General features: G+C 31.6%; 25 protein-coding genes, 5 tRNA genes and 2 pseudogenes. 24 read left to right on the top strand and 8 right to left on the bottom strand.

Annotated elements, in window-relative coordinates:
- Nucleotide 1: 1 nt before the first annotated feature.
- Both CLMAG_RS26215 and CLMAG_RS26210 read left to right on the top strand, forming a co-directional pair.
- Complete coding sequence (locus tag CLMAG_RS26215; RefSeq protein WP_066629863.1) at nt 2–694, top strand: ABC transporter ATP-binding protein; 693 nt, start codon at nt 2–4, stop codon at nt 692–694.
- Nucleotides 695–715: 21 nt separating this feature from the next.
- Nucleotides 716–2,007, top strand: a pseudogene (locus CLMAG_RS26210) (ABC transporter permease).
- A gap of 55 nt (nt 2,008–2,062) precedes the next feature.
- On the opposite strand, the gene CLMAG_RS26205 reads toward CLMAG_RS26210, so the two are convergent.
- Complete coding sequence (locus CLMAG_RS26205) at nt 2,063–3,064, bottom strand: helix-turn-helix domain-containing protein (RefSeq protein WP_066629859.1); 1,002 nt, start codon at nt 3,062–3,064, stop codon at nt 2,063–2,065.
- Between the two features lie 294 nt (nt 3,065–3,358).
- On the opposite strand from CLMAG_RS26205, the gene CLMAG_RS26200 reads away from it, so the two are divergent.
- The 7 genes from CLMAG_RS26200 to CLMAG_RS32705 all read left to right on the top strand — a co-directional run bounded on the left by CLMAG_RS26200 (nt 3,359) and on the right by CLMAG_RS32705 (nt 9,837).
- On the top strand, nt 3,359–4,312 hold the full coding sequence (locus tag CLMAG_RS26200) for an ABC transporter substrate-binding protein (RefSeq protein WP_066629856.1): 954 nt from the start codon (nt 3,359–3,361) through the stop codon (nt 4,310–4,312).
- Nucleotides 4,296–5,288 (top strand): FecCD family ABC transporter permease, encoded by a 993-nt coding sequence (locus tag CLMAG_RS26195; RefSeq protein ID WP_066629853.1) that lies wholly within the window; start codon nt 4,296–4,298, stop codon nt 5,286–5,288. Before CLMAG_RS26200 ends, CLMAG_RS26195 begins: the two co-directional genes overlap by 17 nt.
- A 1-nt stretch (nt 5,289) precedes the next feature.
- Nucleotides 5,290–6,297 (top strand): FecCD family ABC transporter permease, encoded by a 1,008-nt coding sequence (locus CLMAG_RS26190; RefSeq protein ID WP_066629850.1) that lies wholly within the window; start codon nt 5,290–5,292, stop codon nt 6,295–6,297.
- Nucleotides 6,298–7,086, top strand: a complete 789-nt coding sequence (locus CLMAG_RS26185) for an ABC transporter ATP-binding protein (RefSeq protein WP_066629848.1) — start codon at nt 6,298–6,300, stop codon at nt 7,084–7,086. It abuts the gene before it with no gap.
- A gap of 1 nt (nt 7,087) precedes the next feature.
- Nucleotides 7,088–8,308 carry an MFS transporter gene (locus CLMAG_RS26180; RefSeq protein WP_066629846.1) on the top strand — a complete coding sequence of 407 codons (1,221 nt, stop codon included), beginning with the start codon at nt 7,088–7,090 and terminating at the stop codon, nt 8,306–8,308.
- Between the two features lie 253 nt (nt 8,309–8,561).
- On the top strand, nt 8,562–9,107 hold the full coding sequence (locus tag CLMAG_RS26175; protein ID WP_066629844.1) for an NADH peroxidase: 546 nt from the start codon (nt 8,562–8,564) through the stop codon (nt 9,105–9,107).
- A gap of 586 nt (nt 9,108–9,693) precedes the next feature.
- Nucleotides 9,694–9,837 carry a hypothetical protein gene (locus CLMAG_RS32705; RefSeq protein WP_161487038.1) on the top strand — a complete coding sequence of 48 codons (144 nt, stop codon included), beginning with the start codon at nt 9,694–9,696 and terminating at the stop codon, nt 9,835–9,837.
- 160 nt (nt 9,838–9,997) lie between these two features.
- Here the strand turns inward: CLMAG_RS32705 and CLMAG_RS26170 are convergent.
- The 5 genes from CLMAG_RS26170 to CLMAG_RS26150 all read right to left on the bottom strand — a co-directional run bounded on the left by CLMAG_RS26170 (nt 9,998) and on the right by CLMAG_RS26150 (nt 10,464).
- Nucleotides 9,998–10,073 (bottom strand) — tRNA-Val (locus CLMAG_RS26170).
- Nucleotides 10,074–10,079: 6 nt separating this feature from the next.
- Nucleotides 10,080–10,164: transfer RNA gene (locus CLMAG_RS26165), tRNA-Tyr, on the bottom strand.
- Between the two features lie 5 nt (nt 10,165–10,169).
- A tRNA-Ala gene (locus CLMAG_RS26160) sits at nt 10,170–10,245 on the bottom strand.
- Nucleotides 10,246–10,254: 9 nt separating this feature from the next.
- Nucleotides 10,255–10,345 (bottom strand) — tRNA-Ser (locus CLMAG_RS26155).
- 44 nt (nt 10,346–10,389) lie between these two features.
- Nucleotides 10,390–10,464: transfer RNA gene (locus CLMAG_RS26150), tRNA-Gln, on the bottom strand.
- Nucleotides 10,465–11,145: 681 nt separating this feature from the next.
- Between CLMAG_RS26150 and CLMAG_RS26145 the strand changes: the two genes are divergently transcribed.
- From CLMAG_RS26145 to CLMAG_RS26080, 15 genes and pseudogenes are all read left to right on the top strand, one after another.
- Nucleotides 11,146–11,382, top strand: coding sequence for a GntR family transcriptional regulator (locus CLMAG_RS26145; RefSeq protein ID WP_066629843.1), 237 nt, complete (start codon nt 11,146–11,148; stop codon nt 11,380–11,382).
- Entirely contained in the window at nt 11,349–11,768 is a 420-nt protein-coding gene (locus CLMAG_RS26140) for a FadR/GntR family transcriptional regulator (protein ID WP_066629841.1), read from the top strand. The genes CLMAG_RS26145 and CLMAG_RS26140 overlap by 34 nt, the downstream gene beginning before the upstream one ends.
- A gap of 38 nt (nt 11,769–11,806) precedes the next feature.
- Nucleotides 11,807–12,187 (top strand): cupin domain-containing protein, encoded by a 381-nt coding sequence (locus CLMAG_RS26135; protein WP_066629839.1) that lies wholly within the window; start codon nt 11,807–11,809, stop codon nt 12,185–12,187.
- Nucleotides 12,181–12,324 carry a hypothetical protein gene (locus tag CLMAG_RS32700; RefSeq protein ID WP_161487036.1) on the top strand — a complete coding sequence of 48 codons (144 nt, stop codon included), beginning with the start codon at nt 12,181–12,183 and terminating at the stop codon, nt 12,322–12,324. The genes CLMAG_RS26135 and CLMAG_RS32700 overlap by 7 nt, the downstream gene beginning before the upstream one ends.
- Before the next feature lie 17 nt (nt 12,325–12,341).
- Nucleotides 12,342–12,617, top strand: a complete 276-nt coding sequence (locus CLMAG_RS26130) for a hypothetical protein (protein WP_139264283.1) — start codon at nt 12,342–12,344, stop codon at nt 12,615–12,617.
- A 290-nt stretch (nt 12,618–12,907) separates the two neighbouring features.
- The gene (gene lipB / locus CLMAG_RS26125; protein WP_066629833.1) at nt 12,908–13,597 is read left to right on the top strand and encodes a lipoyl(octanoyl) transferase LipB; all 690 of its coding nucleotides are present in this window, start codon (nt 12,908–12,910) and stop codon (nt 13,595–13,597) included.
- A gap of 159 nt (nt 13,598–13,756) precedes the next feature.
- Nucleotides 13,757–14,983 carry an IS701 family transposase gene (locus CLMAG_RS26120; protein WP_066629830.1) on the top strand — a complete coding sequence of 409 codons (1,227 nt, stop codon included), beginning with the start codon at nt 13,757–13,759 and terminating at the stop codon, nt 14,981–14,983.
- 235 nt (nt 14,984–15,218) lie between these two features.
- Nucleotides 15,219–15,698 carry a DUF1097 domain-containing protein gene (locus CLMAG_RS26115; RefSeq protein WP_066629828.1) on the top strand — a complete coding sequence of 160 codons (480 nt, stop codon included), beginning with the start codon at nt 15,219–15,221 and terminating at the stop codon, nt 15,696–15,698.
- A gap of 299 nt (nt 15,699–15,997) precedes the next feature.
- Complete coding sequence (locus CLMAG_RS26110; RefSeq protein ID WP_066629826.1) at nt 15,998–17,032, top strand: helix-turn-helix domain-containing protein; 1,035 nt, start codon at nt 15,998–16,000, stop codon at nt 17,030–17,032.
- A gap of 177 nt (nt 17,033–17,209) precedes the next feature.
- Nucleotides 17,210–18,238 carry a D-cysteine desulfhydrase family protein gene (locus CLMAG_RS26105; protein WP_066629824.1) on the top strand — a complete coding sequence of 343 codons (1,029 nt, stop codon included), beginning with the start codon at nt 17,210–17,212 and terminating at the stop codon, nt 18,236–18,238.
- A gap of 28 nt (nt 18,239–18,266) precedes the next feature.
- Nucleotides 18,267–20,558, top strand: coding sequence for a xanthine dehydrogenase family protein molybdopterin-binding subunit (locus CLMAG_RS26100; protein WP_066629822.1), 2,292 nt, complete (start codon nt 18,267–18,269; stop codon nt 20,556–20,558).
- A complete protein-coding gene (locus CLMAG_RS26095) occupies nt 20,551–21,417 on the top strand; it encodes an FAD binding domain-containing protein (protein WP_066629820.1) in 867 nt (288 codons plus the stop codon). Before CLMAG_RS26100 ends, CLMAG_RS26095 begins: the two co-directional genes overlap by 8 nt.
- Nucleotides 21,418–21,421: 4 nt before the next feature.
- Nucleotides 21,422–21,886, top strand: coding sequence for a (2Fe-2S)-binding protein (locus tag CLMAG_RS26090; RefSeq protein ID WP_066629818.1), 465 nt, complete (start codon nt 21,422–21,424; stop codon nt 21,884–21,886).
- Nucleotides 21,887–22,042: 156 nt separating this feature from the next.
- A pseudogene (locus tag CLMAG_RS26085) lies at nt 22,043–22,411 on the top strand (DUF1097 domain-containing protein); the annotation flags it as partial.
- Nucleotides 22,412–22,644: 233 nt separating this feature from the next.
- Complete coding sequence (locus CLMAG_RS26080) at nt 22,645–23,637, top strand: transposase (RefSeq protein ID WP_066629813.1); 993 nt, start codon at nt 22,645–22,647, stop codon at nt 23,635–23,637.
- 428 nt (nt 23,638–24,065) lie between these two features.
- Here the strand turns inward: CLMAG_RS26080 and CLMAG_RS31170 are convergent, their stop codons facing one another.
- On the bottom strand, nt 24,066–25,280 hold the full coding sequence (locus CLMAG_RS31170; protein WP_082832098.1) for a PAS domain-containing sensor histidine kinase: 1,215 nt from the start codon (nt 25,278–25,280) through the stop codon (nt 24,066–24,068).
- A 30-nt stretch (nt 25,281–25,310) separates the two neighbouring features.
- A complete protein-coding gene (locus CLMAG_RS31165) occupies nt 25,311–26,174 on the bottom strand; it encodes a membrane-associated sensor domain-containing protein (protein ID WP_082832097.1) in 864 nt (287 codons plus the stop codon).
- Nucleotides 26,175–26,530 lie beyond the last annotated feature (356 nt).

The following is a 26,530-nucleotide window of genomic DNA, read 5'->3' as shown; positions in this document are numbered from 1 at the left end:
AATGATTGAAGTAAAGAACCTAGTAAAAAAATATTTTATTGATACTCCTAATGAGCTTCTTGTGCTGAATAATATTAATTTAAAAATTGAAGATGGTGAATTTGTTGCACTTGTAGGGGCATCGGGATCTGGTAAGTCAACCTTTATGAATATAATAGGTGCTCTTGATCGGCCTACGTCAGGCGAATACTCTATTGATGGTATACCTGTTCAAAGCATGACGCAAAATCAACTTTCTGAAATTAGGGGTAAAAAAATAGGATTCGTTTTTCAAACCTTTAACCTAATGGGACGTACAAGTGCTTTGAAGAATGTAGAATTACCCATGCTGTATGCAGGAGTACATGCAAAGGAGAGGACTAGGCGTGCAAAAGAACTACTTGAAATGGTAGGAATGGGCAATAGGGTGAATCACTTGCCAAATGAGCTTTCTGGAGGTCAAAAACAGAGAGTTGCAATAGCCCGTTCCCTTGTTAATGATCCATCCATAATACTTGCTGATGAACCTACAGGAGCTCTTGATTCTAAAACTGGAAGCATGGTTATGGACATATTTAAAAGAGTTCATAAAGAAAAGAAGAAAACTATACTAGTCATTACTCACAGTATGGAAGTTGCTCAAATGACTCAGCGAATTATTACTATTCGGGATGGAATAATATTAAGCGATGTACCAAATACTCCTATAGCTTAAAGGGAATTGAGGTGAAAAAGGATGTTCTTAAAGGAAAATATGCTATTGGCTTTAGAAAGCTTGCGTGCAAACAAGATGCGTGCCTTTCTAACCATGCTTGGTATAATTATAGGAATAGCATCAGTAATTGCAATAATATCCGTAGGAAATTCCCTATCCTCGTCTATTACATCACAGTTGCAGGGGATGGGTACCAATAATTTTATGTTAAATATTCGTGAAAAAGGTAGTGAGTTTCAGGGGCCAAAAGGACGGGGAAAAGATGGACCTAGTGGTAGTGGAGGGGCTACTGCTGAAGATAAAGATCTTATAACCAAGGAGATGGTTGAAGCCTTTCAAGAAAGGTTCAAAGACAAGGTTGAAGCAATTAGCCTTAGTGAATCGGTAGGTACTGGTCAAGCTAAAGATGGTAGACTTTATGCAAATGTTTCAGTATCTGGAGTTAACCCTGGATATATGACTGTTAATAGTGTGGAAATGACTAACGGTAGATTTATAAATGATAGTGATATGGCTGGACGAAAAAGTGTAACTGTAGTTTCTGATAAACTTGTAAAAAACATTTTTGGTGACAGTGTGAATCCAGTGGGAAAAGAGGTTAAATTTTACGGTGCAGATGGTATAAAAACATATATAGTAGTAGGAACTTATAAGTATAAAGAATCAAGTATGTTTTCTGCAGCATCTACTTCTTCCGAAAAGGATATTCAAACATCCATGTATGTACCTATCACTCTAGCTAAACAAGATAAAACAATAAAAAATTACTCAAACGTTACTATTATGAGCAAGTCTGATGTTAACGCTGATGATTTTAAAAGTAGTATAGAAAGTTTCTTTTCAAAGTATTATGAGAAAAATGCTAAATGGGAACCCTCTGTATTCAGTATGTCTAGCCAAATTGAAATGGCTTCTAGCATGATGTCTACAGTGTCCATAGCTATTGCAGTTATTGCTGCTATATCACTTTTAGTTGGTGGTATAGGGGTAATGAATATTATGTTGGTATCTGTTACAGAACGAACTCGAGAAATTGGTACAAGAAAAGCCTTGGGAGCAAAGAATTTCCACATTCGTATGCAGTTTATAACCGAAGCTATGATAATTTCTCTTGTGGGGGATTAATCGGATTGATTTTGGGAATATTGTTAGGAATTCTAGGTAGTACACTAATGGGGGCGTCGCCTTCCTTCTCTGTACCTGTAGTAATTCTAACAGTTGCTTTTTCCATGGCAATTGGAGTTTTCTTTGGTTACTACCCCGCTAATAAGGCAGCACAACTTGACCCTATTGATGCATTGAGATATGAATAAAGTGAAAACTTGAATTAGATGGGGTTTGAAACTCCATCTGATTCAAGTTTTCACTTCATTTTGTTTTTCTAAATTTCAATGGAGTTTTCCCAAAGGTCTTTTTAAACATTTTAGAAAAGTTTGCCGAATAATTATAGCCAATTTTGTGAGATATATCTTCAATACTTAAATCTGTTGTAGATAAAAGATTTGCAGCAACATTCATTCTAATATGATTTGTATATTCACCAATGGACATATGATAATGCTTTGAAAATCCTGCCTTTAACTTTTGTTCACTTAAAAATATCATTTTACTTAAGGCTTCAATATTTGGTGGATTATTATAATTTTTTTCTAAAATATCATGGGCTTTTTGAATAGCATGAATATCAGAAGAGGTTAGTTTTATTATTCTGTTATTGCCAATATTGATATTTCCATAGTTAATTTGATTATTAAAAGCATTATCAGAGGACTTAGTAACCTCATTTATTAAAATAGCAATACACTCTAAAATTTTACTTTCTAGATAAATACTATTTAAGGAATTTTCATTATTTAAACTCTGTAACTGATGAATAATTTCTACAATTTTTAAGGGTAGATAAATGTAAGTATAATTTTTCATTAGAGAATCAAAATCCATTATAGTTGGAAAGTTGGGTTTTATTATTTCATTAAAATAACTTTCATATATAGTTATTTCTGTACCATGAAAATGTTGACCTTTTTTCCACCTTTGCTTGCCCTTTAGATCTTTTTCTATAACAAAGAAGGAGGAAGGGGTAAAAGAATTTACAGGACTATTTTCAATTTTAAATTCTGTAACACCTTTATAAACTAGGCCAAAACGCATTAAAAATTCAGGATTATCAAAAGAAATAGAAAAATCCTCAGGTATTGTATAATCTGCAATACCTAAATTATAATAACCATCTCTTGAATAACTAATTAAGTAACCAAGTTGAGGTTTATTTTTATTTGTATATAAAGTATAGTTATTACTTTCAAATTTACTAAAGGATAATTTTTTTAAAACTACAGATTTAAATTCTTCACTGGACTTTACTATCATAAAAAGCTACCTCCTATAGATAAACAAATCTGAAACTTACTTAGCATCAGTATTACTATGGGTATATCTTCTGCACTATTAACAATTATTAGGTATCTCCAGGGCTTGCTACCTAAGAAAATTAACTTGATTAAATGAAATTATATTGAATAATCTATGATTATTCAAGAAAAATAATTAATTAAGATGTAAAAATAATCAACTTAGGTGCAACTATTGAAATGAGAATGATTATCATATACAATTAGCATTGTCGAAATATAAAAGATTCAAATCTCGAAAGGAAGATATAAGATGAAAAAGAATGGGGTATTAAAAACACTTTTAGCTGCTTGTTTAACTTTAACGGTTTTTGTTGGTTGTTCAAGTACAAAGACTTCAACTGTAAAAGAAGAAAGCAAAACTGTTAAAGTAACGGACGTTAGAGGAGAAGTTGAAATTCCAGCAAAGCCAGAAAGAATAGTTGATTTAAGTGGTAATAGCGATATTTTATCAATTTTAGGATATAAGGTAATAGGAACTGCTAACAGTGATGCTTATGATTATAAAAAATTTCCTACATATTTAGAGGACACCTTAAAAGGCGCTAAAATATTAGGATATAGCATGCAAGATACTATGGATGTTGAAGCAATAATGAGTTTGAATCCAGACTTGATTGTAATATCAACGGTACAAGAAAAAATGTATGATCAGTTAAGTAAAGTTGCTCCAACAGTAATGATTAAATTAGAAGCTTTAAACTGGAAGGAAGATGTTAAGGCTTTAGCAAAAGTTTTTAATAAAGAAGAAGCTGCAAAAACTTGGTTAGAAAGCTATGATAAAAAATCAAAAGAAGCTGGAGAAAAGATTAAAGAAGCTTATGGTAAAGACACAACTTACCTATCTTTCTTAGCTAGTGGTGGTCAATTTTATGTATTTGATGGAGCTGGTTTTGGTAGTGTTTTATATCAAGATATGGGATTGAGCAAACCAGTAGGTATGCCTGAGCAAAGTAATATAAGCTTACCAGTTGTAACTTATGAAGGATTAGCTTCTATAAAATCAGATTATATATTTGTTATTGGAACAGATGAAGATTTTAAGGTACTTGAAGGTAATGCAATATGGAACAGCCTGCCTGCGGTAAAAGAAGGTAAAGTTGTTAAACTAGGCGCTTCACCTTATTTCGTACAAGGATATAGCTCAATAGGTAGGGAAGCACTTTTAGGTCAAATAGAGGGGATGTTGAATGGAACAAAAAAATAAAAATACAATAACTTTTGTGGTTTGTAGTATTTTTATTCTAATAATCGGGTTATTCCTAGCTGTAAGTCTAGGAGTTACCCATATTGGAATATCAGAAATATGGAATAGCATTTTTAACTATAGTGAAACCCTTGAACTTACGCTAATTAGAGATGTACGTATTCCAAGAGTACTCTGTGTATTGTTTACAGGTGGTATTTTGGGAGTTACGGGAGCTATGATTCAAGGAGCCACAAGAAATCCCATAGCAGAACCCACTCTTCTTGGAGTAAGCCAGGGAGCTACTTTAGTTATAGCAATATTTTATGCTGTGGGAATCACAATAAATACTACAAATGTTATGATAGCTTCACTAATGGGAGCATTATTTAGCGGAGCTGTAGTAATAGGATTTATATTAAGAAAAAGGCAAAATAGTTCAATTACAAAAATACTTTTGGCAGGTACTGCCATGAGTACTTTCTTTATCTCCCTAACAACAGTAATAGGGCTTTTATCAAATAAGTCTCAATTTATTGCTTTTTGGGTTTCTGGAGGTTTTAGGAATGCAACTTGGTCAGATTTTAAATTAGTTGCAGTAGTTGGAATTATAGGCTTAATAATAGCTATTTTACTATCAAACAAAATAAATGTGCTAAGTTTAGGGGATGATGTGGCAATCAGCCTTGGAGAAAATCCAGAAAGAATAAGATTAATAACCTTTCTTGTTATGATACCGATGTGTGCAGCAGCAGTAGCTGTTGGTAAAAATATTGGTTTTGTTGGGCTCATAGTTCCACAGATAGTAAGAAAAATATTAGGAGAAGATTATAGAAAAAATATACCCTCTTCTTTTCTATTAGGAGCAGTGCTTTTAATCTATTCCGATATAGCTGCAAGAATGTTTTATAATCCATATGAAACTCCAATTGGAATATTTACAGCCTTAATAGGAGTTCCATTTTTCATAGTTGTGGCAAGAAGGGAGAGAGGATAATATGAAGGAAAAAAGATTTAAAATAACAGCAATAATATTTTTAGTTTTATTATTAGCGTCTTTAATTATCTTTTTATCCTGGGGAAGTTATAGAATAACACCTTTAGATATTATAAAAACTTTACTAGGACAGGGAACTAAACTTCAAAAGGCAACAATTTTAGACCTCAGACTTCCTAGATTGCTAGTTGGAATTTCTGTTGGTATAGCCTTATCTACAGCAGGGGGACTACTTCAGACTATAACAAAAAATGAACTAGCAGATTCCAGTATAATGGGTATAAATGCAGGAGCGGCGGTGGCAGCAGTTACTTTTATTTCATTTAAAACTGCAAATTATTATAGTACACTTGGAGCTTTATCTGTTTTTGTATTACCAGTTATGGCTATTTTAGGTGCAGGGATTTCGGCTATTGTAATTTATTTCTTATCAAGTAGAAAAGGAATTAGACCAAAGAGATTACTACTTATTGGCCTTGGAATGAATGCAGGACTAAATGCTTTTATTACCTTCTTTACGTTTAGAGGGGGAGCATTTGATTACAACAGAGTATTAATTTGGGTCTCTGGAAGTCTTTGGGGAGCAGGGTGGAACTATGCCAAAATAATAATTCCATTAGTTGCTTTAATGTTTATGTTAGTATTGCTAAATTACAAAAAATTAGACGTTCTTAATTTATCTGATGAACATGCAATTGCTCTTGGACTAAGTTTAAATAGAGAAAGAAGAAAGTTCTTAACTTATGCAGTTATCCTTGCTGGTAGTGCAACAGCCTTTGCAGGCAATGTGGGGTTTATCGGATTAGTATGTCCTAACATAGCAAAGAAGTTAGTTGGACCTTATCATAAAAACTTTCTAGTAATATCTGCAATTATAAGTGTAGTTATAATTTTAGTTGCAGATGCAGTTTCAAGAAATTTATTTTCTCCAATTGAAATACCAGTAGGAATTACAATATCAATATTTGGAGTACCATATTTTATTTATTTAATGATGAAGGAGAAATAGATGGAAGCTATTAGCGTAAAAAATTTATCAGTAGCCTATGAAGATAACCTTATAATAGATGATATGAGCCTTTCAATTCCAAAGGGTGAGATAAGTATTATTATAGGGGCAAATGGATGCGGAAAATCAACGTTGCTAAAAAGTATAGCAAGAGTAATAAAGCCTAAAAGCGGAGAAATCTTTATAAATGGAAAAAACATAAAAAACCAAAAAGAAAAGAATATAGCAACTCAAGTGGCTTTCCTGCCTCAAGGACCAGTCTGCCCAAGTGGAATTACTGTTAAAGAATTAGTTGCTTTTGGAAGATTTCCACACCAAAAAACTATAGGTGGTCTAAATACTCATGACAAAGAAATTATAGATTGGGCCATAGAGGAAACAGGCCTTAAAGATTTTGCAGATAGAGAAATAGAAAATTTATCTGGAGGACAAAGACAAAGAGCTTGGATCTCCATGACCTTAGCCCAAGAAACAGAGATAATTATGTTAGATGAACCAACAACCTATTTAGATATGTCTTACCAACTTGAAATATTACAAGTATTAGAAAAATTAAATAAAGAAAAAAATATTACTATTGTTATGGTTCTACATGAACTAAATAATGCCTGTAGGTTTGCAAGTAATATTATTGGGCTTAAAAAAGGTAAAATCATTTGCAAGGGCACTCCTAAGGAAGCTATAACAAAAGAAAACTTAAAAGAAATCTATGGAATTGATGTGAAAATACAATTAAGTGAAAATAAAAATTACCCTATATGCGTAGATTATGAACTTATAAGGGGGTAACATGAAAAATAAAAACTTTATTATAGTAGTTGCAGGACAGATAATATCTTTGTTTGGAAATGCAATTCAAAGATTTTGTATGTCCTTATATATTTTAGATTTGACAGGAAGTGCAGCTGTTTTTGGAAGACTACTAGCACTATCAACTATTCCATATATATTATTTGCACCAATTGCAGGATTATTAGCAGACACTATAAATAGAAAAAAAGTAATGGTTTATCTTGATTTTTTAAGTAGCGCTTTAATGGCTATATATTCAATAATCTTAATTAGTGGAAGAGATAACACCATAATAGTAGGAACTGTTATGTTTATGCTATCTACTATTTATACTTTATATAGTCCTTCTGTTACAGCTTGTATTCCACAAATTGTTAAAAAGGAAAAATTAACTTCAGCTAATGGAATAGTTCAACAAGTGTCAGCTATAGTTAACTTAGTTGGACCTATAGCTGCTGGATTATTATATAGCTTTGTTGAAATAAAAACAATAGTAATATTAAATGCTATTAGTTTTTTAATATCAGCTATCTTAGAGATGTTTTTAGATATTCCAGACTTAGAATTAAAGGACGAATTTAAAAATCCTATTTCAAGATCTCTAAAGGAAATGAAAAAAAGTTTTATATATTTAAAGGGAAAAAGGAAAATTATATTTGGAATTATTGTTTCATATGGATTAACTAATATCTTTGTAGTACCAATCTTAAGTGTTGTATCTCCTTATTTTATTAAAGTAAAGTTAAATATGTCTTCAACTATATATGGTTTTGTAGAAGCGATATTTGTTTTAGGAATGATAACAGGAGGGTTATTAATAACCTTTAGACCTAAAATCTTTAAAATGAGAGAAATACATAGAACCATGTATCCTATGGTAATAGCTATTATAATTATGGGTATTTCTACTTGCTTATCTATGGAAAACAAATTTGTTATTTTAGGACTTTATTCAATAGGAGGTCTTGGAATAATGCTCTCTTTAGCGTTATCTAATGTTTTGTCTTTAAGTTATATTCAAAAAGAAGTAAGAGAAGAGATGCTTGGGAAGGTAAGTGCTTTTTCTACTGCTGTTGCAACAGTAAGTGTTGCACCTGGTCAGCTAATATATGGACAATTAATAGATATCAATTTAAGCCTGTACAATATACTAATATTAAGTTTTATTTTAAGTATAGGAGTAGTTATATTTATAAAATGGAATGTTAGAAGAATTTAAAATGGATTAAAGGGTCAAAGTATTGCAGCATTGAGTTATATAGATCCAATAACATCATTATTTGATATATTACGTCAGTGATAACCACTTTTGGAAAATACATAGGTGGTTATTTATTTTAAACTGACAGTTGAACTGTTAAAAATTATAAAAAAGCACTTGATAATTAATAATGATTATTGTATAATAATAAATGTAGAAAAGACAATATAAAATATTATATAAATATTAAACTTGATTGGAGGAATATTAAATGAAAAAATTTGTTTGTTCAGTATGTGGATATATACATGAAGGAGAAACTGCACCAGAAAAGTGTCCAACATGTGGAGTTGGAAGTGACAAATTCATAGAAAAAGTAGAGGGTCAATTTGTTTGGGCTGATGAGCATAAAATAGGAATAGCAAAAGATGTTGATCCTGAAGTAATAGAAGGTTTAAGAGCAAACTTTACAGGTGAATGTACAGAAGTTGGTATGTACCTAGCTATGAGCAGACAGGCTGATAGAGAGGGATATCCAGAAGTAGCAGAAGCTTATAAGAGAATAGCTTTTGAAGAAGCAGAGCATGCAGCAAAGTTTGCTGAATTACTAGGAGAAGTAGTTGTAGCAGATACTAAGAAAAATCTTGAAATGAGAGTAGAAGCAGAACATGGAGCAACTCAAGGAAAGAAAGATTTAGCTACTCTAGCTAAAAAATTAAACTTAGATGCTATACATGATACTGTGCATGAAATGTGTAAAGATGAAGCAAGACATGGTTCTGCATTCCTAGGTTTATTAAACAGATACTTCAAATAAAATAATTAATAGATTTCCCCCATTTCAGTAAATGCCCCCTTTCTCCTTATACTATTATAGATTAGTAGTATAAGGGGATTTTTTTCGTTTCTATGACCCTGATAAGCATATTATTGAAGTCGGAGAAAATATGATTTCCAAAAGGGGTACGTTAATTTAATACTATAATAATGTCCATTTTATATGCAGTTGGTATAATAAATAAACTGATTAACCTCATATATATAATATGAACACTAATTAGATTTGAGGTTTGTGATGGATGGCTCTAAAGTATAATGGGTGCTTGGAGAAAGGGGAATTGATAATGGAAAATATAAAACTTAATTGACATGATTTTATTGGTATCCAAAAGATACTGGAAGACAGTCACGGAATAGAAGTTAATCTTATACAGTTATCAGACCTTAGAATAGCTCTTAAATCTGACCCTAGAATATGCAAGAAAGTTATAAAGTTATTAATAGAAAGCTGTTATCCTCATACATTAGTAGTTCACTATGTAGAATTATCTAATAAGAGACAAGGTGTTTTTACAGCTATTTTTGAAAAACTTAAAGAGATTTCTAAGTTAAGAGGGTTTGCCATGATAAGAATGCAAATGGTAATTTCAGATGAGATGGTTAAGTTTTGTATAAAGAATGGCTTTAAAATTAGCAGCACACCACCACACTCATCAGATGGTTCCCGAATGAACAAATATTGTAATTATACATTAGAAGTAAAGTAAATTTAGATACTGAATTAAATAAACAAGTAATTCATGATACCCTTGCAAATACATAGATAGATCTAAAAGAGATAAGGCGTATTTTTGTGATGCTTTTTTGTATAACAAAAGAGTATACATAGATTTGATTTATACAAACCTATGTATACTCTATTTTAATTGGTGGGCACAACAGGGATCGAACCTGTGACCCCCTGCTTGTAAGGCAGGTGCTCTCCCGGCTGAGCTATGCGCCCTTATTATGGTGGAGGAGGACGGATTCGAACCATCGAAATCAATGATAACAGATTTACAGTCTGCCCCCTTTGGCCACTCGGGAACTCCTCCGAATATGGTGGAGATAAAGAGATTCGAACTCTTGACCCCCTGCGTGCAAGGCAGGTGCTCTCCCAACTGAGCTATACCCCCATAGTTTTGTGGCGGAAAGATAGGGATTCGAACCCTAGGTACGGTCACCCGTACGCCGGTTTTCAAGACCGGTGCCTTAAACCAACTCGACCATCTTTCCACATGTAATTTAAATCGCCAACTTTTAAAAATATTTAATTTTTTTGGCTGGGATAGCAGGATTTGAACCTACGAATACCAGAGTCAAAGTCTGGTGCCTTACCGCTTGGCGATATCCCAATATTTTTAATTTGCTTGGCGAAGAATATAATATCATGAATCAAAAATTTATAAGATGAATAACAAACTATATTTTGAAATTATGTTATGTTTTCTATGTTATTTGAAATTATATTAATGATTTCTTGTATTGATACACTCGGGGGTGTTGTAGTGAAAAAGTTCTAGGATATTTTGATATAAATACAACTCTTGGTGTTTATTGGCACATAAATTTAAAGATGTAGCAGAATGCTACTGAGAAATTAGCTGCTATTTTGAGCGATGGCAAAAAATAAAAATAGCCACTGAAAAATCAGTGGATATCCCATGCGACTAAGTCTATAAGCCGAGTTTTGTATTCCAGGAAATGGGGATTTTAATATATTTTCTTATATTAAATTATATCTTTTATACCCTATAAATGGCTTGAAACCAAGGGTTTTAGAATTTAGTATACCTTAGTGTGTTTTTTTGAAATTTACACAGTGGTGGCAAATCGGTGGAAAGATTTAATTTTGCCACCAGTTATATTTATCTACTTGATTAACAAAATAGAGCAAATAAGTTAAATAAGTTTTTCAATTACAATTTACAACCTCTTTATTGGTGTACTTTACAGTATGTTGGAGATATGCTATATTATATAGTAATCGATTATATATAATCTATAGTATTTTAAACATGGGTAGGATAAAGTAAATGAATTCAATTAAAAAATCTACACTAAGAAACGAGGTAAGTCGTAAAATAAGGGAATTAATATTTAATAATGAATTAAAGCGAGGAGAAAGAATCGTGGAAACAAGGATTGCTAAAGAATTGGGAGTTTCTCAATCACCTGTTAGGGAGGCAATAAGGAAGCTTGAACTAATGGGCCTTATAGAAAACAAACCATTTCTCGGATGCTTTGTAAAGAAACTTACAAAAAAAATATAGAAGATACATATAAAGTTAGGACTTATTTGGAGATGCTTGCTGTTTGTGAGGCAGCTGAAAATATATCGGAAAATCATTTAAAAAAAATGAATGAGCTGCTAAAAAAGATGAAAATAGTTGCTGAAAGTGGATTTAAAGAGGAATTTACTGAATTAGATATAGCTGATAATTCATTGTTAGATAAGATGTGGAATATGGTTAATCTAGGACAATGGACCTTTATTACTGCAAATATATCTAAAAAAAGCTTGGCAGAGCTAGCTGGTAGGCATGAATTGTTATTTCAAAGTTTAAAAGAAAGAGATTCAGAAAAGGCATCTCAATACGTAAAAAATCATATTGAAGAATTATGTGAAGAAATCCTTACAAAAGTTGAGGATTTGTAAAGCAAACATAAAGGTAGTTTCATATTGGAGTGAATAATATGTTTGAAATGACAACATTAGAAAAGGTATATAAATATTTTTATGAAGAAAATTTGAATCCTAATGATATGAGTAAATCGAATTTGTATACCATATTAGAAAGATTTGATGCACAAGAATTTGAAACAAATTTTATACAGAGTTTATCTAAAGCTGATAATATTCATTCAGAGCAATTGTTTATTAAGTCAGAGGCAGATGCTGCTGTGGTAAGACGACCTAGATATCTACCACAGCATGGAATGTATAAGCATAATTTTATAGAGTTTACTTATGTTTACAATGGCCTATGCAAATTTATTCAATCCAATGAAAAGGAGATAACTCTTAAAGAGGGGAATCTTCTGCAGATGATAGCATTATCTTTCATATTGTGGTAAGACGTAGTACTTTTGACAAGGTATTTACGATGCTGCTAGATAGTGAGGATATACTATCACAATTTTTTGGAAGAGTTATATATGGGGTATCACCTATGTTCTATGCTTTATTTGAAGTAGGTAAGGATGAAAAATAAAAGCTTTAGTTTTAGAAATGTATGAGGAGATGCAGCTTTCACATAGAACTTCGAAACATATGCTCAATGTATATTTTGAATGGATTTGTGTTCATTTGATGAGGAGCTACGACTGTAAAGTATGGATTGAAGATGCCCAATCACCACATGTGGATATGGTGAAGATACTGGATTATATGAGAAGTAACTATAAGGATAGCTCTATTGAAGAAATAGAACAGAAATTTAGTTATAGTAAGAACTATCTATGTAAGATCATAAAAAATATACAGGAAAAACATATGGAAAGTTAATTAGTGATATAAGAATGCAAAAATCATGTGAACTTCTTAAAAAAAGTAAAATAAGTACAGCGGAAATTGCCTCTATATGTAGGGTATGAGGACATAAGTAGTTTTTATAGATCTTTTAAAAATACCTATAATTTAACCACTGCACAGTATCGAATCCAAAGCACAGCGGTTAAAAATGAATAATAAAGGCTGATTTAAATCTACTGAAAAAGGATTTAATATTTGGTATGAATGAACACTTTTAGAATTATTGAAGGGATTATATATAATAGCTATAAGGAGGGGTATTCATGAAGCTATCTGTTTATAAGTTGGGAAGAATTGAGTACACGAAAGCTTTAAAACTTCAAAAAATGTTATTAAAACTAAGACAACAACAGAAGATAGTAGATATATTGTTAGTGCTAGAACATCCTTCAGTGTTAACACTAGGGAGAAATGCTAATCAATCTAATATTTTGGTTGCTAAAGATATATTACAAGCACGTGGAATTGACATACATGAAACTAATAGAGGTGGAGACGTAACATATCACGGACCAGGTCAAATAATTGGATATCCTATAATAGACCTTAATAACCATGGTAAAGATGTACACAATTTTATTTGGAATATAGAGGAAGTCTTTGTTCGACTGCTTAAGGAACAATATAATATTGATACAAAACGATTCTCGGAACATAAAGGAGTGTGGGTTGGAAACAATAAAATTACTGCTCTTGGCTTTAGTGTTAAACGGTGGGTTACTATGCATGGATTTACTTTCAATGTAAACACTGATCTAGAGTATTTCAAGATGATAAATCCTTGTGGTATAAGTGATAAAGGTGTAACTTCAATACAGAAGTTATTGGATCATTGTGAGAACTACGATAAAGCCATAGATGTTGTTGTACGTTATTTCTGTCAAGTATTTAATCTAGAACCTGAGATACTATATAAGTTAGATTCTAGAGATAAAAAATTGGAGGATGATTAAAAACATAAAGAGTATATGATAAAAGATTAATATTAATAACTTTAATTCTGCAAAATAAAAAGTCAAATTGGCAATACTTCCAAAAAATAAATATGGCACACTGTCTAATTCCATGTTAAATATAAGTTGCGAGACAAATATTACACGGAGGTAATCAGTATGCCAAATAAATTTATCAATTATAGTATATCCACCAATAATGAACTTTACAACTACTTAAATGATGTAAACTATGGAATAAGTAAGCCGCAGTTTCATCATATAACCACAATTATTAATGGATTAATAAATTTAGATGGCACAAAATCTCTATTAAAAATTTCTGAGCATATACTAACTGCTAAAAGTAGCAGCTCGATATATAGATTTTTGAGTCGTTCTAAATGGGACGATAGGCTCATTGACAGAAATCGTATTAACTATTTAAAGCTTTACTTTGATAAGATCATAAAGCCAAAATCCGCAGGATTCTTAGTTATAGATGATACTGTAAATCCTAAAGAGCAAGCAAAGAAAATGCAAGGGCTGAGCTATAATTATTGTCATGCAGAAGGTAAAAGCATTTGGTTTCACTGTGTAGTTACTTCTAACTTTGTCGCAGGGGATATGTCTATTCCTTTAAACTACAAGCCCTACTTAAGTAAAGAAAACTGCAAAATATATGACAAAACTTTTATGGGTAAATCAGACATAGCCCTAGATTTTATTAATTCTTTTGAAAAACCATCCAACTGGGATAAAATATATTGTCTTGTTGACAGCTGGTATACTAGTGAAAAACTCATTAATGGCTGCTTTATAAAAGGTTTCAACCTTATCGGTGCTTTAAAATCTAACAGAAAGATTTCTCCATTAGTAATAACAATGCAAATTAAAGAGTTTGCAAAATATATCAATCCAGCTACCTTAGATGTAGTTACCATCGAAGGTACTGATTACAGAGTATATAGATACGAAGGTAAAGTTTCAAAGATTGAAAATGCATTAGCCTTAATTTGCTATGAAGTTGATGGAGATAGTTTCAAAGATCCAGTATACTTAATGTCGACAGACATAGAGCTTAGCAGTGAAACTGTAATAAAATACTATCTAAACAGATGGAGTATTGAAACTAACTATAAATACCTTAAATCACATTTAGGATTTGATGAATATAAGGTTCAAGGTATACTCTCTATCGAGAGATACTTTCTGATTACCTTCTTAGCAATCAATTTTCTAGAGATTTATAGGTTATATCATATTAAAGAACTTGAAACTATTGGTGATGCTATTAGGTCTGTCAAAAGCCTAGCGGCTAAAGATCTAGTACGCTTTGTTTATGAGCAAGCCAAAAATAATGTACCCATAGAAACAGTGTTTACCAAACTTAAACTAGTTTCTTAAAAATTTTATAAATTTTTTATAGCAAAAGTATATCCATTATTAGTGTAATTATATTCTATTTAAGGAATATAAACTTAAGTCTGGATTTTTGACTTTTTAAATTAAAGAAGTTAAGTTAATAAGGGATAAAATATAATATCAGCGGTAGAAGGTGCCATTGAAGAATAAAAGTTAAATTTAAAGTTTTAACCATTTGCTTAAAAAGTCAAACTTTAAAATTAAGGGGGAAATATGTATGAGTTATTTGGTTTCTATTGGAATTAGTGCTGGAATTATTGCTGGAATTTTTGCTCAGTATGCAAGTGCAATCAATATAGTTTCATGGGTTAGTTTTGTTGCAATTGCAAGCTTTTTCGCGGCAGGCGGGAAGAAAGAAGGATTATTCAAAGCATTATCTGCAAATTTAAGTGGTGTTGTTTGGGCAATGATTATTTTTTTGGTACTAGGAGCATGGCATTTTAAGTTTGCAATGACTATAATAGTATTGATTGCTGTTATAGGTATGTGTGTACAAGCTGGATGGAAAGTTCTTTCCTTTATACCAGGTTCCTTTATTGGATGTGGAGCTACTTTTGGTAATAATTTTGATTGGAAAGCAACTGTAATTGCTATCATAGTAGGTGGTGTGTTAGGATATTTAATGGAACTAGGTGCTAATTATATATTTAAAGGCTTCTTTTCTAAAAAAGAAGCTTCTAATCAAGCGAAAGCTTAATTAAAAAACGTATTTATACTTTTTATTGACCAATTTGTTATTAAATATTTAGGCTTTTTAAGCAAGTGTTAAAAATATATACTTAAGTTAAAGTTCTCAGTTAGAAATTATATCTAGCTGAGGACTTTCTTTTAGAGTTTTAATTGTAAATTATTTAAATATTAACTTGATGACATTGTTCTGGTAGGATATAACTTAAGAGAAGCTTTACACAATACAGTTAGAAAAAATAAATATACTAGAAAGTCTAGTAAGTCATATAATTGATGATTAAAGTCTTTTGATATTGGAGTGATAACATGTTTGAAATGACAACATTAGAAAAAGTATATAAACATTTCTACAAAGAGAATTTGAATCCTTATAATATGAGCAAAGTGTATTTATCTACCATATTAGAAAGATTTAATGCACAAGAATTTAAAACAGACCCTGTGCAGAGTTTATCTAAGGATGATAATGTTTATTCAGAGGAATTGTTTATTAATGCAAAGTCAGATATTGCAGTGTTAAGACGACCTAGATATCGACCACACCATATAATGCATAAGCATGATTTTATAGAATTTACTTATGTTTATAATGGTGTATGTAAATTTATTGGACCAAATGAAGAAGAGGTAATGCTTAAAGAAGGAGACCTGCTTTTATTAGCCACTAACATCGATCATCAACTGCACACAGATGCAGACGACAGCATTATCTTTCATATTGCGGTAAGACGTAGTACTTTTGACAAAGCATTTATGATGTTGCTAGATAGTGAGGATATACTAGCACAATTTTTCAGCAGAATTATATATGGATCATCACTGGTATCTTATGTTTTATTTGAAGTAGGTGGGGATGAAAAAATAAAAGCTTTAATTTTAGAAATGTATCAGGAGATGCAACTTTCACATAGAACTTCGAAACGTATGCTCAATGTATATTTTGAATGGCTTTGTGTTTATTTAATGAGGAGCTATGACTGTAAGGTATGGATTGAAGATGCCCAACCACGACATGTGGATATGATGAAGATACTGGATTATATGCGAGATAGTTATAAGGATATCTCTCTTGAAGAAATAGCGCAGAAGTTCAGTTATAGCAAGAACTATTTATGTAAGATCATAAAAAAATATACAGGTAAGACATATGGAAAGTTAATTAGCGATATAAGAATGCAAAAATCATGTCAACTTCTTAAAAAAAGTGAAATAAGTACGGCAGAAATTGCATCTATTGTAGGATATGAGGATGTAAGTAGTTTTTATAGATCTTTTAAAAATATCTATAAGTTAACTCCTGCTAAGTATCGACTTCAAAACAAGGATATAGAAAATGAATAGTTTAATAAATCAAAGAGCCTTTTATCAAAGAGGGCTCTTTTTGCTGAAAATTTTTGAAAAGATAACTTTTGCAATAGTAAAGGACAACAATAGACAATGATTTAATTATGAAAAATAGCTATAGTTAATATATAGAGTAAGTAATCGGAAATATATAAAGAATAGGAGGAAATAACTATGAGTACAGAAACTATATTTAAAAAAATCAATAATATACCTAGAAGACACTATATTAAAGAGGCAACACCTCTTCAAAAACTGCCTAATTTATCTAAAGAATTAGGTGGAGAAGTAGAGATCTATATTAAAAGAGATGATTTACTTCCATTTAGTGGTAATAAAGTAAGAAAACTAGAGTTTTTATTTCAAGAAGCAGTTGACCAAGGTGCAGATACCATTATTACTGGGAGTACAGTGCAGTGCAATCACAATTTAATGGCACTGCTTATAGCTAATATGGAAGGCATGAAGACAGAATTAATTATGGAATATTGGGCAAAAGCAGATTATGAATACAATTTAGATCCTAATAAGCACCTATATGAGCTTGGAGGCGTATCTAAAGTTGATAAATCTATAGCACCAATTGTAGGACCACTAAGCGATATGGAACTTACTCAAAAGATGAAAAGAGACTTAGAAGCTGAGGGTAAAAATCCCTATATACTTGCAAGAGGAGGTACATGCTCCCTAGGAAACTGTGGGTATGTTCTTTGCGCAAATGAAATTCTTCAGCAAGCAAAAGAAATGAATGTAGATTTTGACTATCTTGTATGCCCAAGTGGTACAGGTGGAACACAAATGGGGCTTCTTATAGGTTTTCATTCAGCACAGTATACTATTTCTGTAATGGGGGTTAATGTATTTCAAAATAAGGAGATGCAATTAAAAACACTTTATGGTGCGCTAGAGCAGACATCAAGTTATTTAAATGTTGAAACACCAAGCAAAGATAAAGTTCTTTGTTATGAAGAATATTATGGTAAAGGTTATGCACAGCCCACAGTAGAACTTAAGGAGGCTATAGAATTATTAGCAAGAACCGAAGGAATTATGCTTGACCCTATATATTCAGGAAAAACACTGGCAGGTCTCATAGGATTAATTAAAAAAGGTGAGATAAAGAAGGGATCTAAAGTTATCTTCTTACATACAGGGGGGTTACCTACATACTATGATTACTCTTCTATGAAAGAAGCATTTTAAAATAGATTAAATACAAGGAGGTAAGAATATGAAGAACGAAATTTCAAAAAGAAAGATTTATGATAGGCAAGATGCCTATGCAAAAATAACGGGTAAAGCAAAATACATTGATGATTTAAAATTCCCAGGAATGCTTTATGTGCAAACGGTTAGAATTGGTGCTCCTCATGCAAGAATTTTAAATATAGATAGTTCTGAAGCATTAAAAGTAAAAGGGGTCGTAGGAGTATATACTGCAAAAGATGTACCAGGGGTAAATCAAACTCCAAAAGACAGGCCTGCTTTGGCAGAAAAAGAAACAAAATTTGCAGGTGATGGTGTAGCTATTGTTGTGGCTAATACAAAGGTACAGGCTGCTAAGGCAGCAAAGCTTGTTAAGATAGAATATGAAGAATTACCTTATGTAGTGAATCCAGAAGAAGCATTAAAAGAAGGGGCACCAATACTCCATGGAAATTCAAACTTTGCTGCAAGTCATAAGACTGTAAAGGGTAACTTAGAAAAAGGATTCGCAGAAGCAGATGTCATCCTAGAGAGAGAATTTTCTACACAAAGAGTAATGCATTCGGCTATAGAGCCTGATGGTGCAATTGCTATTCCAGAGGCAAAGGGTGTTTTAATTTACTGTCCAGGAAAAGGACCTTTTAATATCAAGAGAGCTGTTGCGGCTTACTGTGGATTCAATGAAAATCAAGTTAGGGTCATTCAACCTACTTTAGGGGGCGTTTTTGGTGGGAAAGATAGCGATATTAATATTATTGCATCTCGTGTAACTATGGCAGCAATGATTACAGGCAGACCTTGTAAAATGGTTTGGAATCGTGAAGAGGTTTTAGAAGAAGGAACTAAAAGACATCCTTTTAAATTGAAATATAAAATCGGTGCAAAGAAGGATGGATATATTACTGCTATGGAAATTAATGGGTTAGTTGATGTTGGGGCTTATATTACAAAAAGTCAAGCAACAATATGGAGAGCAACGGTAGAAGCTACAGGACCTTATAATGTTGAAAATCTTTCTACTAATATAGTAGGAGCATTCACAAATAACACCATTTCAGATGCGGTTCGTGGATTCGGTTCACCACAAGTTGATTTCGCATCAGAATCTTTAATGAATGAATTAGCGAAAGAGCTAGGCATGGATCCATTGGAACTTCGTCGTATAAATGCCTTTAAGGAGGGGTCTATTACAGCCACTGGTCAAAAACTACAAAGTGTAAATTTAATGGCCTGTCTAGACAAATTAGAAGAGGAATTCCCTGTTCACGAAAAATCAGGACCAGCACCTAAGGGAAAAGTAAGAGGACGTGGAATATCATGTATATTTCGTGGTGAAGCTATGGGAGCAGGGTTCCCTGTAAAGGATGCTGCGGCTGTAAGTTTTCACGTGGAAAAAGATGGAACTATAGTTGTACTTAGTGGAATTACAGAACAAGGACAAGGAGGAACCAATGTAGTTCTTCAAATTATCAGTGAAACATTAGGGGTTAGTATTGAAAACATGAGAATAAGCCCATTGGATACTTCTTATTTACCAGATAGTGGTGCAACTGTAGGCTCAAGAGGTACCATTACTTCCGGTAACGCAGCTTTAGTTGCAGCAAATGATGCAAAAGATAGAATGTCTAAAGTTATTGCTAAAAAATGGGGTGCAAAGTGTGAAGATTTAGTATTTGAAAATGATACGATTTTTACAAAAGATAAAAGTGAAAATATAAGCTTTAAAGAGGCTGTTACCTTATGTTACAAAGAAATACCAGGGGTCTATGGTTATGGTTGGTGGTCATTGCCTCCTGTATGGTGGGATTTTGAAAAGAATTGTGGAGAAACTTATGCTTCTTTTAATTACGGAGCTTGTGGTGCAGAAGTAGAGATTGACTTAATAACAGGAAAAGTTGACGTAATAAATTTAGTGGCTATTCATGATGTTGGACGTATTATAAATGAAGCTGAAGTAAAGGCTCAAATTGCTGGAGGAGTTTCCATGGCTTTAGGCTTTGCATTAACTGAAGAAGTAACAACTAAAAATGGTAAGTTATTGACTAAAAATTTTGACAAATACCTATTACAAACAACAGCGGATTTTTATAATTTGAAAACAATTCCTTTAGAAGCAAAAGCAGGAAATAACCCATTAGGTGTAAAAGGTGTTAGTGAATCTTCAACAGCTACTGTTTCACCAGCGGTGCTTAATGCCATTGAAAATGCATTAGGTGTAAGAATAAGAAATTTACCAGCAGATTTAGAAAGTGTATTTTCAGCAATTGAAGAAAGTCAAAAGTTAGGATATATACAAGGAGGCGCCATCAATGAGTAGAGAATTTTTTCAACCTAAAACTTTAAATGAAGCACTAAAATACAGGAGAGATTACCAAGGTGCAGCCTTATTAGCAGGAGGAACAGATCTAGTTGTTAACATTCATAAAGGCAAGGGACCAGAAGGAAACATTATTGATCTATCTAAAATTGAAGAGTTAAAAGAAATTGAAATTAAAGGTGATAAAATAAATATTGGAGCCATGGCTACATTTACAGATTTATCGGATTCAAAAATTCTAATGGAAAAAGCAATGATTATTTGTAAAGCAGCAAAAGCTGTTGGATCACCACAAATTAGAAACAAAGGTACAATAGGAGGTAATATTTGTAATGCTAGTCCTGCAGCAGATGTAGTGCCTACCCTTACTTGCTTAGAAGCAAAAGTAGAGCTTAAATCAATTATAGATGGTGATATTAAGATAAGAGTTATAGCTGTAGAAGAGTTTATTGTAGGTAGTAATAAAACGTTATTAGAGAAGGATGAGATATTAACCAATATTATATTTAAAATACCATCAGCTGACATAAGAATGGACTTTGAAAAAATAGGTAGAAGAAATGCCTTAGCAATAGCAAGATTAAATGGAGCTTGTCTTTTAAATGTGGATAACAATAGAGTGACTAAAATAAGCTTAGTTATCGGTTCAGCAATCTCCAAACCAGAAAGATTTAGTACTGTGGAGGATTATTTAATAGGCAAGGAATTAAATGATGAGGTATTAAGAAAAGGTGGTATGTTAGCATCAGATTACGTATTAGAACAAACAGGAAGACGTTCATCTAGCACTTATAAATTACCTGTAATTGCTAAGTTTACTGCATCACTTATAGAAAACACTTTAAACAAGGAGGACTAAGTATATGAATAAACTAGAAATTACATTTATGTTAAATGGTAAAGAAACTTGTATAGATGTAGACCCAGAAATGACATTGTTGAATCTACTTCGTGAAGAATTATTACTCACTGGAACAAAAGAAGGCTGTGGCGGTGGAGAATGTGGAGCGTGTACTGTACTGATGGATGGTATTGCTGTAAACTCTTGTTTAATATTGGCAGCTCAAGTGAATGGAACAGAAATCATTACAATTGAAGCGTTAGAACATGATGTACAATTAGATCGCTTGCAGCAATCTTTTATAGATAATCATGCTGTACAATGTGGCTTTTGTACACCGGGTATGCTTATGAGTTCTAAAGCTTTACTACTAAAAAATCCCCGTCCAACAGAAGAAGAAATTAAAATTGCACTTTCTGGAAATCTTTGCAGATGTACAGGATATAAAAGTATAATAGCAGCGGTAGAAGGTGCCATTGAAGAATAAAAGTGAAATTTAAAGTTTTAATCATTTACTTAAAAGTCAAACTTTAAAATTTAAGGGGAAATATGTATGGGTTATTTGGTTTCTATTGGAATTAGTGCTGGAATTTTTGCTCAGTATGCAAGTGCAATCAATGTAATTTCATGAGTTAGTTTTGTTTCAATTGCAAGCTTTTTCGCTGCAGGTGGAAAGAAAGAAGGATTATTGAATGCGTTATCTGCCAATTTAAGTGGTGTTATTTGGGCAATGATTATTTTTTTCGTACTAGGAGCATGGCATTTTAAGTTTGCAATGGCTATAATAGTACTGATTGCTGTTATAGGTATGTGTGTACAAGCAGGATGGAAAGTTCTTTCCTTTATACCAGATTCTTTTATTGGATGTGGAGCTACTTTTGGTAATAATTTTGATTGGAAAGCAACTGTAATTGCTAGCATAGTAGGTGGTGTGTTAGGATATTTGATGGAACTAGGTGCTAATTATATATTTAAAGGATTCTTTACTAAAAAAGGGGCTGTCTCAAAATAGAAAGTAATTTCTAGGGCGAGATAGCCCTTTTATTTTTTGGATAAAAAAAGCGGGTTCAAATGAACCCGCGGCGTGTGTATAATAATTTCTGTGAAAAAACAACTAAACACACAAAAGAATTATATCAGCAACAACTCGAATTTTCAAATGGATATTTCTATTGATATTGAAAGTTTAGTACAAAGTTTTCAATAGATTTTGTTTTACCTAATATTAAGGTTGAAATCAATTGTATGTCAGAAATACTTAACTTCTTAAACGATAAGAAGACTAAAGACGGTGTAGAATTTGTTCACGGCAAAGGAAAAAGAAAATCTCCGATTCAAAGGTATGTGGAGGCTGTCGAAGACATTATTGAAAAACAATCCAAATATGATGAATTCAATAAAACCTTTGGTGATAGAAACAGCTTTTCAAAAACAGATAAAGATGCAACATTTATGAAAATGAAAGATGACCATATGAGAAATGCGCAGCTAAAACCAGGGTACAATGTTCAAATTGCAGTTGAGAGCGAATATATTGTTGGAACTCTTATATCTAGTGAAAGATCTGATCAACTTACATTAATACCGTTTCTAAAAAAACTCGAAGAAAACTTAGATAAAAAGTTTTTGAATATAGTGGCTGACGCCGGATATGAAAGCGAAGAGAACTATGTTTTTATTGAACAGAATAACCAGATCTCTTTCATAAAGCCACAGAACTATGAAACCATGAAGAAATCAAACTTCAAGAAAGATATCAGTAAACGTGAGAATATGAAATATGATGAAGAACTCGATGAGTACACCTGCTACAATAATCTAAAATTAAGGCCTGTCGGCCATAAAACAAGGACATCTAAGTCCGGTTATAAATCAGAAGCAGTGATATACGAATGTAATGATTGTTCTGGATGCGAGCATAAGTCAAAATGTACAAGAGCTGCTGGAAATAAAAAAATACAAGTATCAAAAGTATTTGCTGAAAAAAGGCAGCAATCTCTTAATAATATAAGTACTCCCGAAGGGATTGTCCTTAGGGTAAACAGGTCTATACAGGTAGAAGGTGCTTTTGGTGTCCTAAAGGAAGACTATGGATTTAGGAGGTTTTATACCAGAGGCAAGGATAACGTAAAGATTGAGTTCATGCTGCTAAGCCTAGGATATAACATAAATAAGCTTCATAATAGGATTCAGAACGACAGATGCTGTAAATCGCTACATGAAGTAAAGGTATCTTAAGTTTCATAAAAAATCCCAAGTTTGGAGCCATAAAAGGACTCTCTTTTTGTCATGCAAAAAAATAACAATTAATTATACAACTACATAATAATTAAAATTATTTCCTCCAAAAATAGAAGAGAGGCTAACTCTCAAAATGACTTTAGGAATCATTTTGAGACAGCCCCTAATGAACGAAAGCTTAATTAAAAACGTATTTATATTTTTTATTGACTAATTTATTATTAAATATTTAGGCTTTTTAAGCAAGTGTTAAAAATATATACTTAAAGTTAAAGGTTCTCAGTTAGAAGTTATACCTAGCTGAGGACTTTATTTTTTTAACTTTGATAGAATGACCTACAGGATTGAAAAAAGAAACAACCCCGTTGGACTTCTGTAAGAAATCAATAATAACTTTTTGTGATTTAATACTAAACAATAAACAACTATGAATATATATCCGAAAACTCAATGTTAATTTTTTCGACATTGCTTTGATCTAAGCAACTTTCTACTACTTCGGTTTCCTCAACTATTCTAATAGGTAATTCTATAATAAATTCACTCCCCTCCCCAATTTTACTTTTAACCTTTATGGTACCATCGTGCATGCCAACAAGAGATTTCACGAGACATAGACCTATGCCACTGCCTTCATTATTTCTAGAAAGTGTCTTATCTACTTGACCAAATCTCTCAAATATAATATCTAGTTTATCTTTAGGTATCCCAACGCCTGTATCTTTTACTGAGATAATAATACTTTCATTCTTATCTTCTATACGAACCAATATACTATCTCCAGCATCAGTAAACTTCACTGCATTAGAAAGCAAGTTTAATATTATTCTCTCGACCTTGTCTGCATCAATAGCTATAATCTTTTCTTCGGTATCAGTATCAAATATCAATTTAACACCGCTAGTTTCTATGTAATCTGCAACTGATAACGTGATATCTTCTATAACACTTACAATGTTATAATTACTGAGATTTAGTTTGAAATATCCTGTATCAAATTTTGATACATCAATCAGATTATTTATAATCCTCAGCAACCTATAACAATTTTGCTTCATTGTTCCTATATACTTATTAAGTGTAAGATCAAAGGATTTTGATAATCCCTTATTATTAGGCAACTCTAATAGTTGAATAGCACCTAGTATTACATTTAATGGTGTTTTTAATTCATGTGATATATTTGCAAAGAACTCCATCATCTGTCTGTTAAATTCTATCGTGTCACTTATAACTTTCTCATTTTCTTTTACATGATTTTCAAGTTCATTTATTTGTTTTTGTGAACTAATATTCTTAATTAAACTAATGTATGATGGATTACCATTATATAATATATAACTGCTTATTATTTCTACGGGAACTTCCTTTTCGTTTAGTCCTTTAATTTTGCATTCATATGAAATAAAAGTAGTGGATTCGGAATATATTTGGTCAACATATTGTGTCACCATTTCTTTATTTTCGTTGTTAATAAAATCAAAAAATTCATTACCTATAAGTTCACTTGAATTATTTGTACCGAATATTTCGAGTGCCTTATTGTTAACAAATATATATTTTCCTTCACTTATGACTGCAATTGCATCGCTTGAGCGATTTATAATTAAATCATAGAATTGTTGATTCTTAGTAAACATTTCTTCGAAATATTGACGTTGTTTTATTTCTTATTCCAATTTATTATTAGCAATTTTTAATTTGCTGTTAGATTTATCTAACTTGTGAAAAATAATAGCATAAGGTCTCCTTAAGCCTAATTCGATTACACCTTTATATATGAAAAGGTGATAAACAACCTTTAATATATGGGATACTATGTATATGGAGTCATTAGTACTAGAGAACATGCTTAAAAGTAATTCAGTTACGATCTTCGTTATTAGATAACACTCCATATAAAAAAACATTTGTGAATCTATATTCTTTCGTAGTTTGAAATATAAAATGGAAAGTATTAGGAAAATAAATGAGGTTATATATTCACTAATAATTTTAAATTCAGTTTGACCTTTATTATAGCAAGTTGGAAATATTTTAAAATAAAAGATAGAAGCTATAGAGAGAGCAAAAATAAAAGAGAAAACTATAAATACTAAATTGTTATTTAAATCTTTTACTGGTCTATAAATTAATAAAATTGATCCTAAGCATGTGAAGGCTTCTATATATGCAAGAGCAATGTTAAGCTGCATTGAAATATTATAGTTATCGTTATTTGAAAATATAGCTAGTCCAGGATATGAAAAAACGTGTATCATCCCCAATATTGCTACAAATAAATGTCCAATGCCCAAAAACACCAAAAAGTTATTTTTATTCATATTATAAGTATTTAGAATGATTACAAATACCCCAAAGTAAATTATAGAACTAAAAATTTCTGTTATACTGTGAAACAGTATGTCATTAGTAAAGCTAAAAATAATAATTACTGAAAAGATGGTAATGGCAATACTAGATCTCATAGATAATCTCATATGTGAAAGTGTATGATTTTTTTGTAATTCTCTAAGGTTTCTGTAAACCTCCATAAAATATTCCCCCCTAATTCGTTGGATATTCCTATATATATTACAATCTATTATATATAAACGATTATTTATAAAGATTATACCTATAATAGTTTTTTATGTCAATAAATGGAGCAGGTTATAATAGTGTGATTTTTAGATATAATGCAAGCTTCAATTGATACTATGTTCTTTTGTCATGTTATCATGTTTTTCTACAAAATAACAAAATATACGAACTTTTTTAACAATATATATTGACAATTATTAAACAAGCGTCTTATAATAAATGTAAGCGATTATACATAATCGATTAAAGATTATAAATTAAAAAGTTTTGATATATTAATCTATTACACTTGTAGTATTTTTAACAT

Origin of the sequence: Clostridium magnum DSM 2767 (assembly GCF_001623875.1) — a bacterium.
Lineage (GTDB): Bacteria > Bacillota > Clostridia > Clostridiales > Clostridiaceae > Clostridium_AM > Clostridium_AM magnum.
The sequence above is the reverse complement of the archived record's forward strand: the minus strand, read 5'-3'. Positions and strand labels throughout refer to the sequence as shown.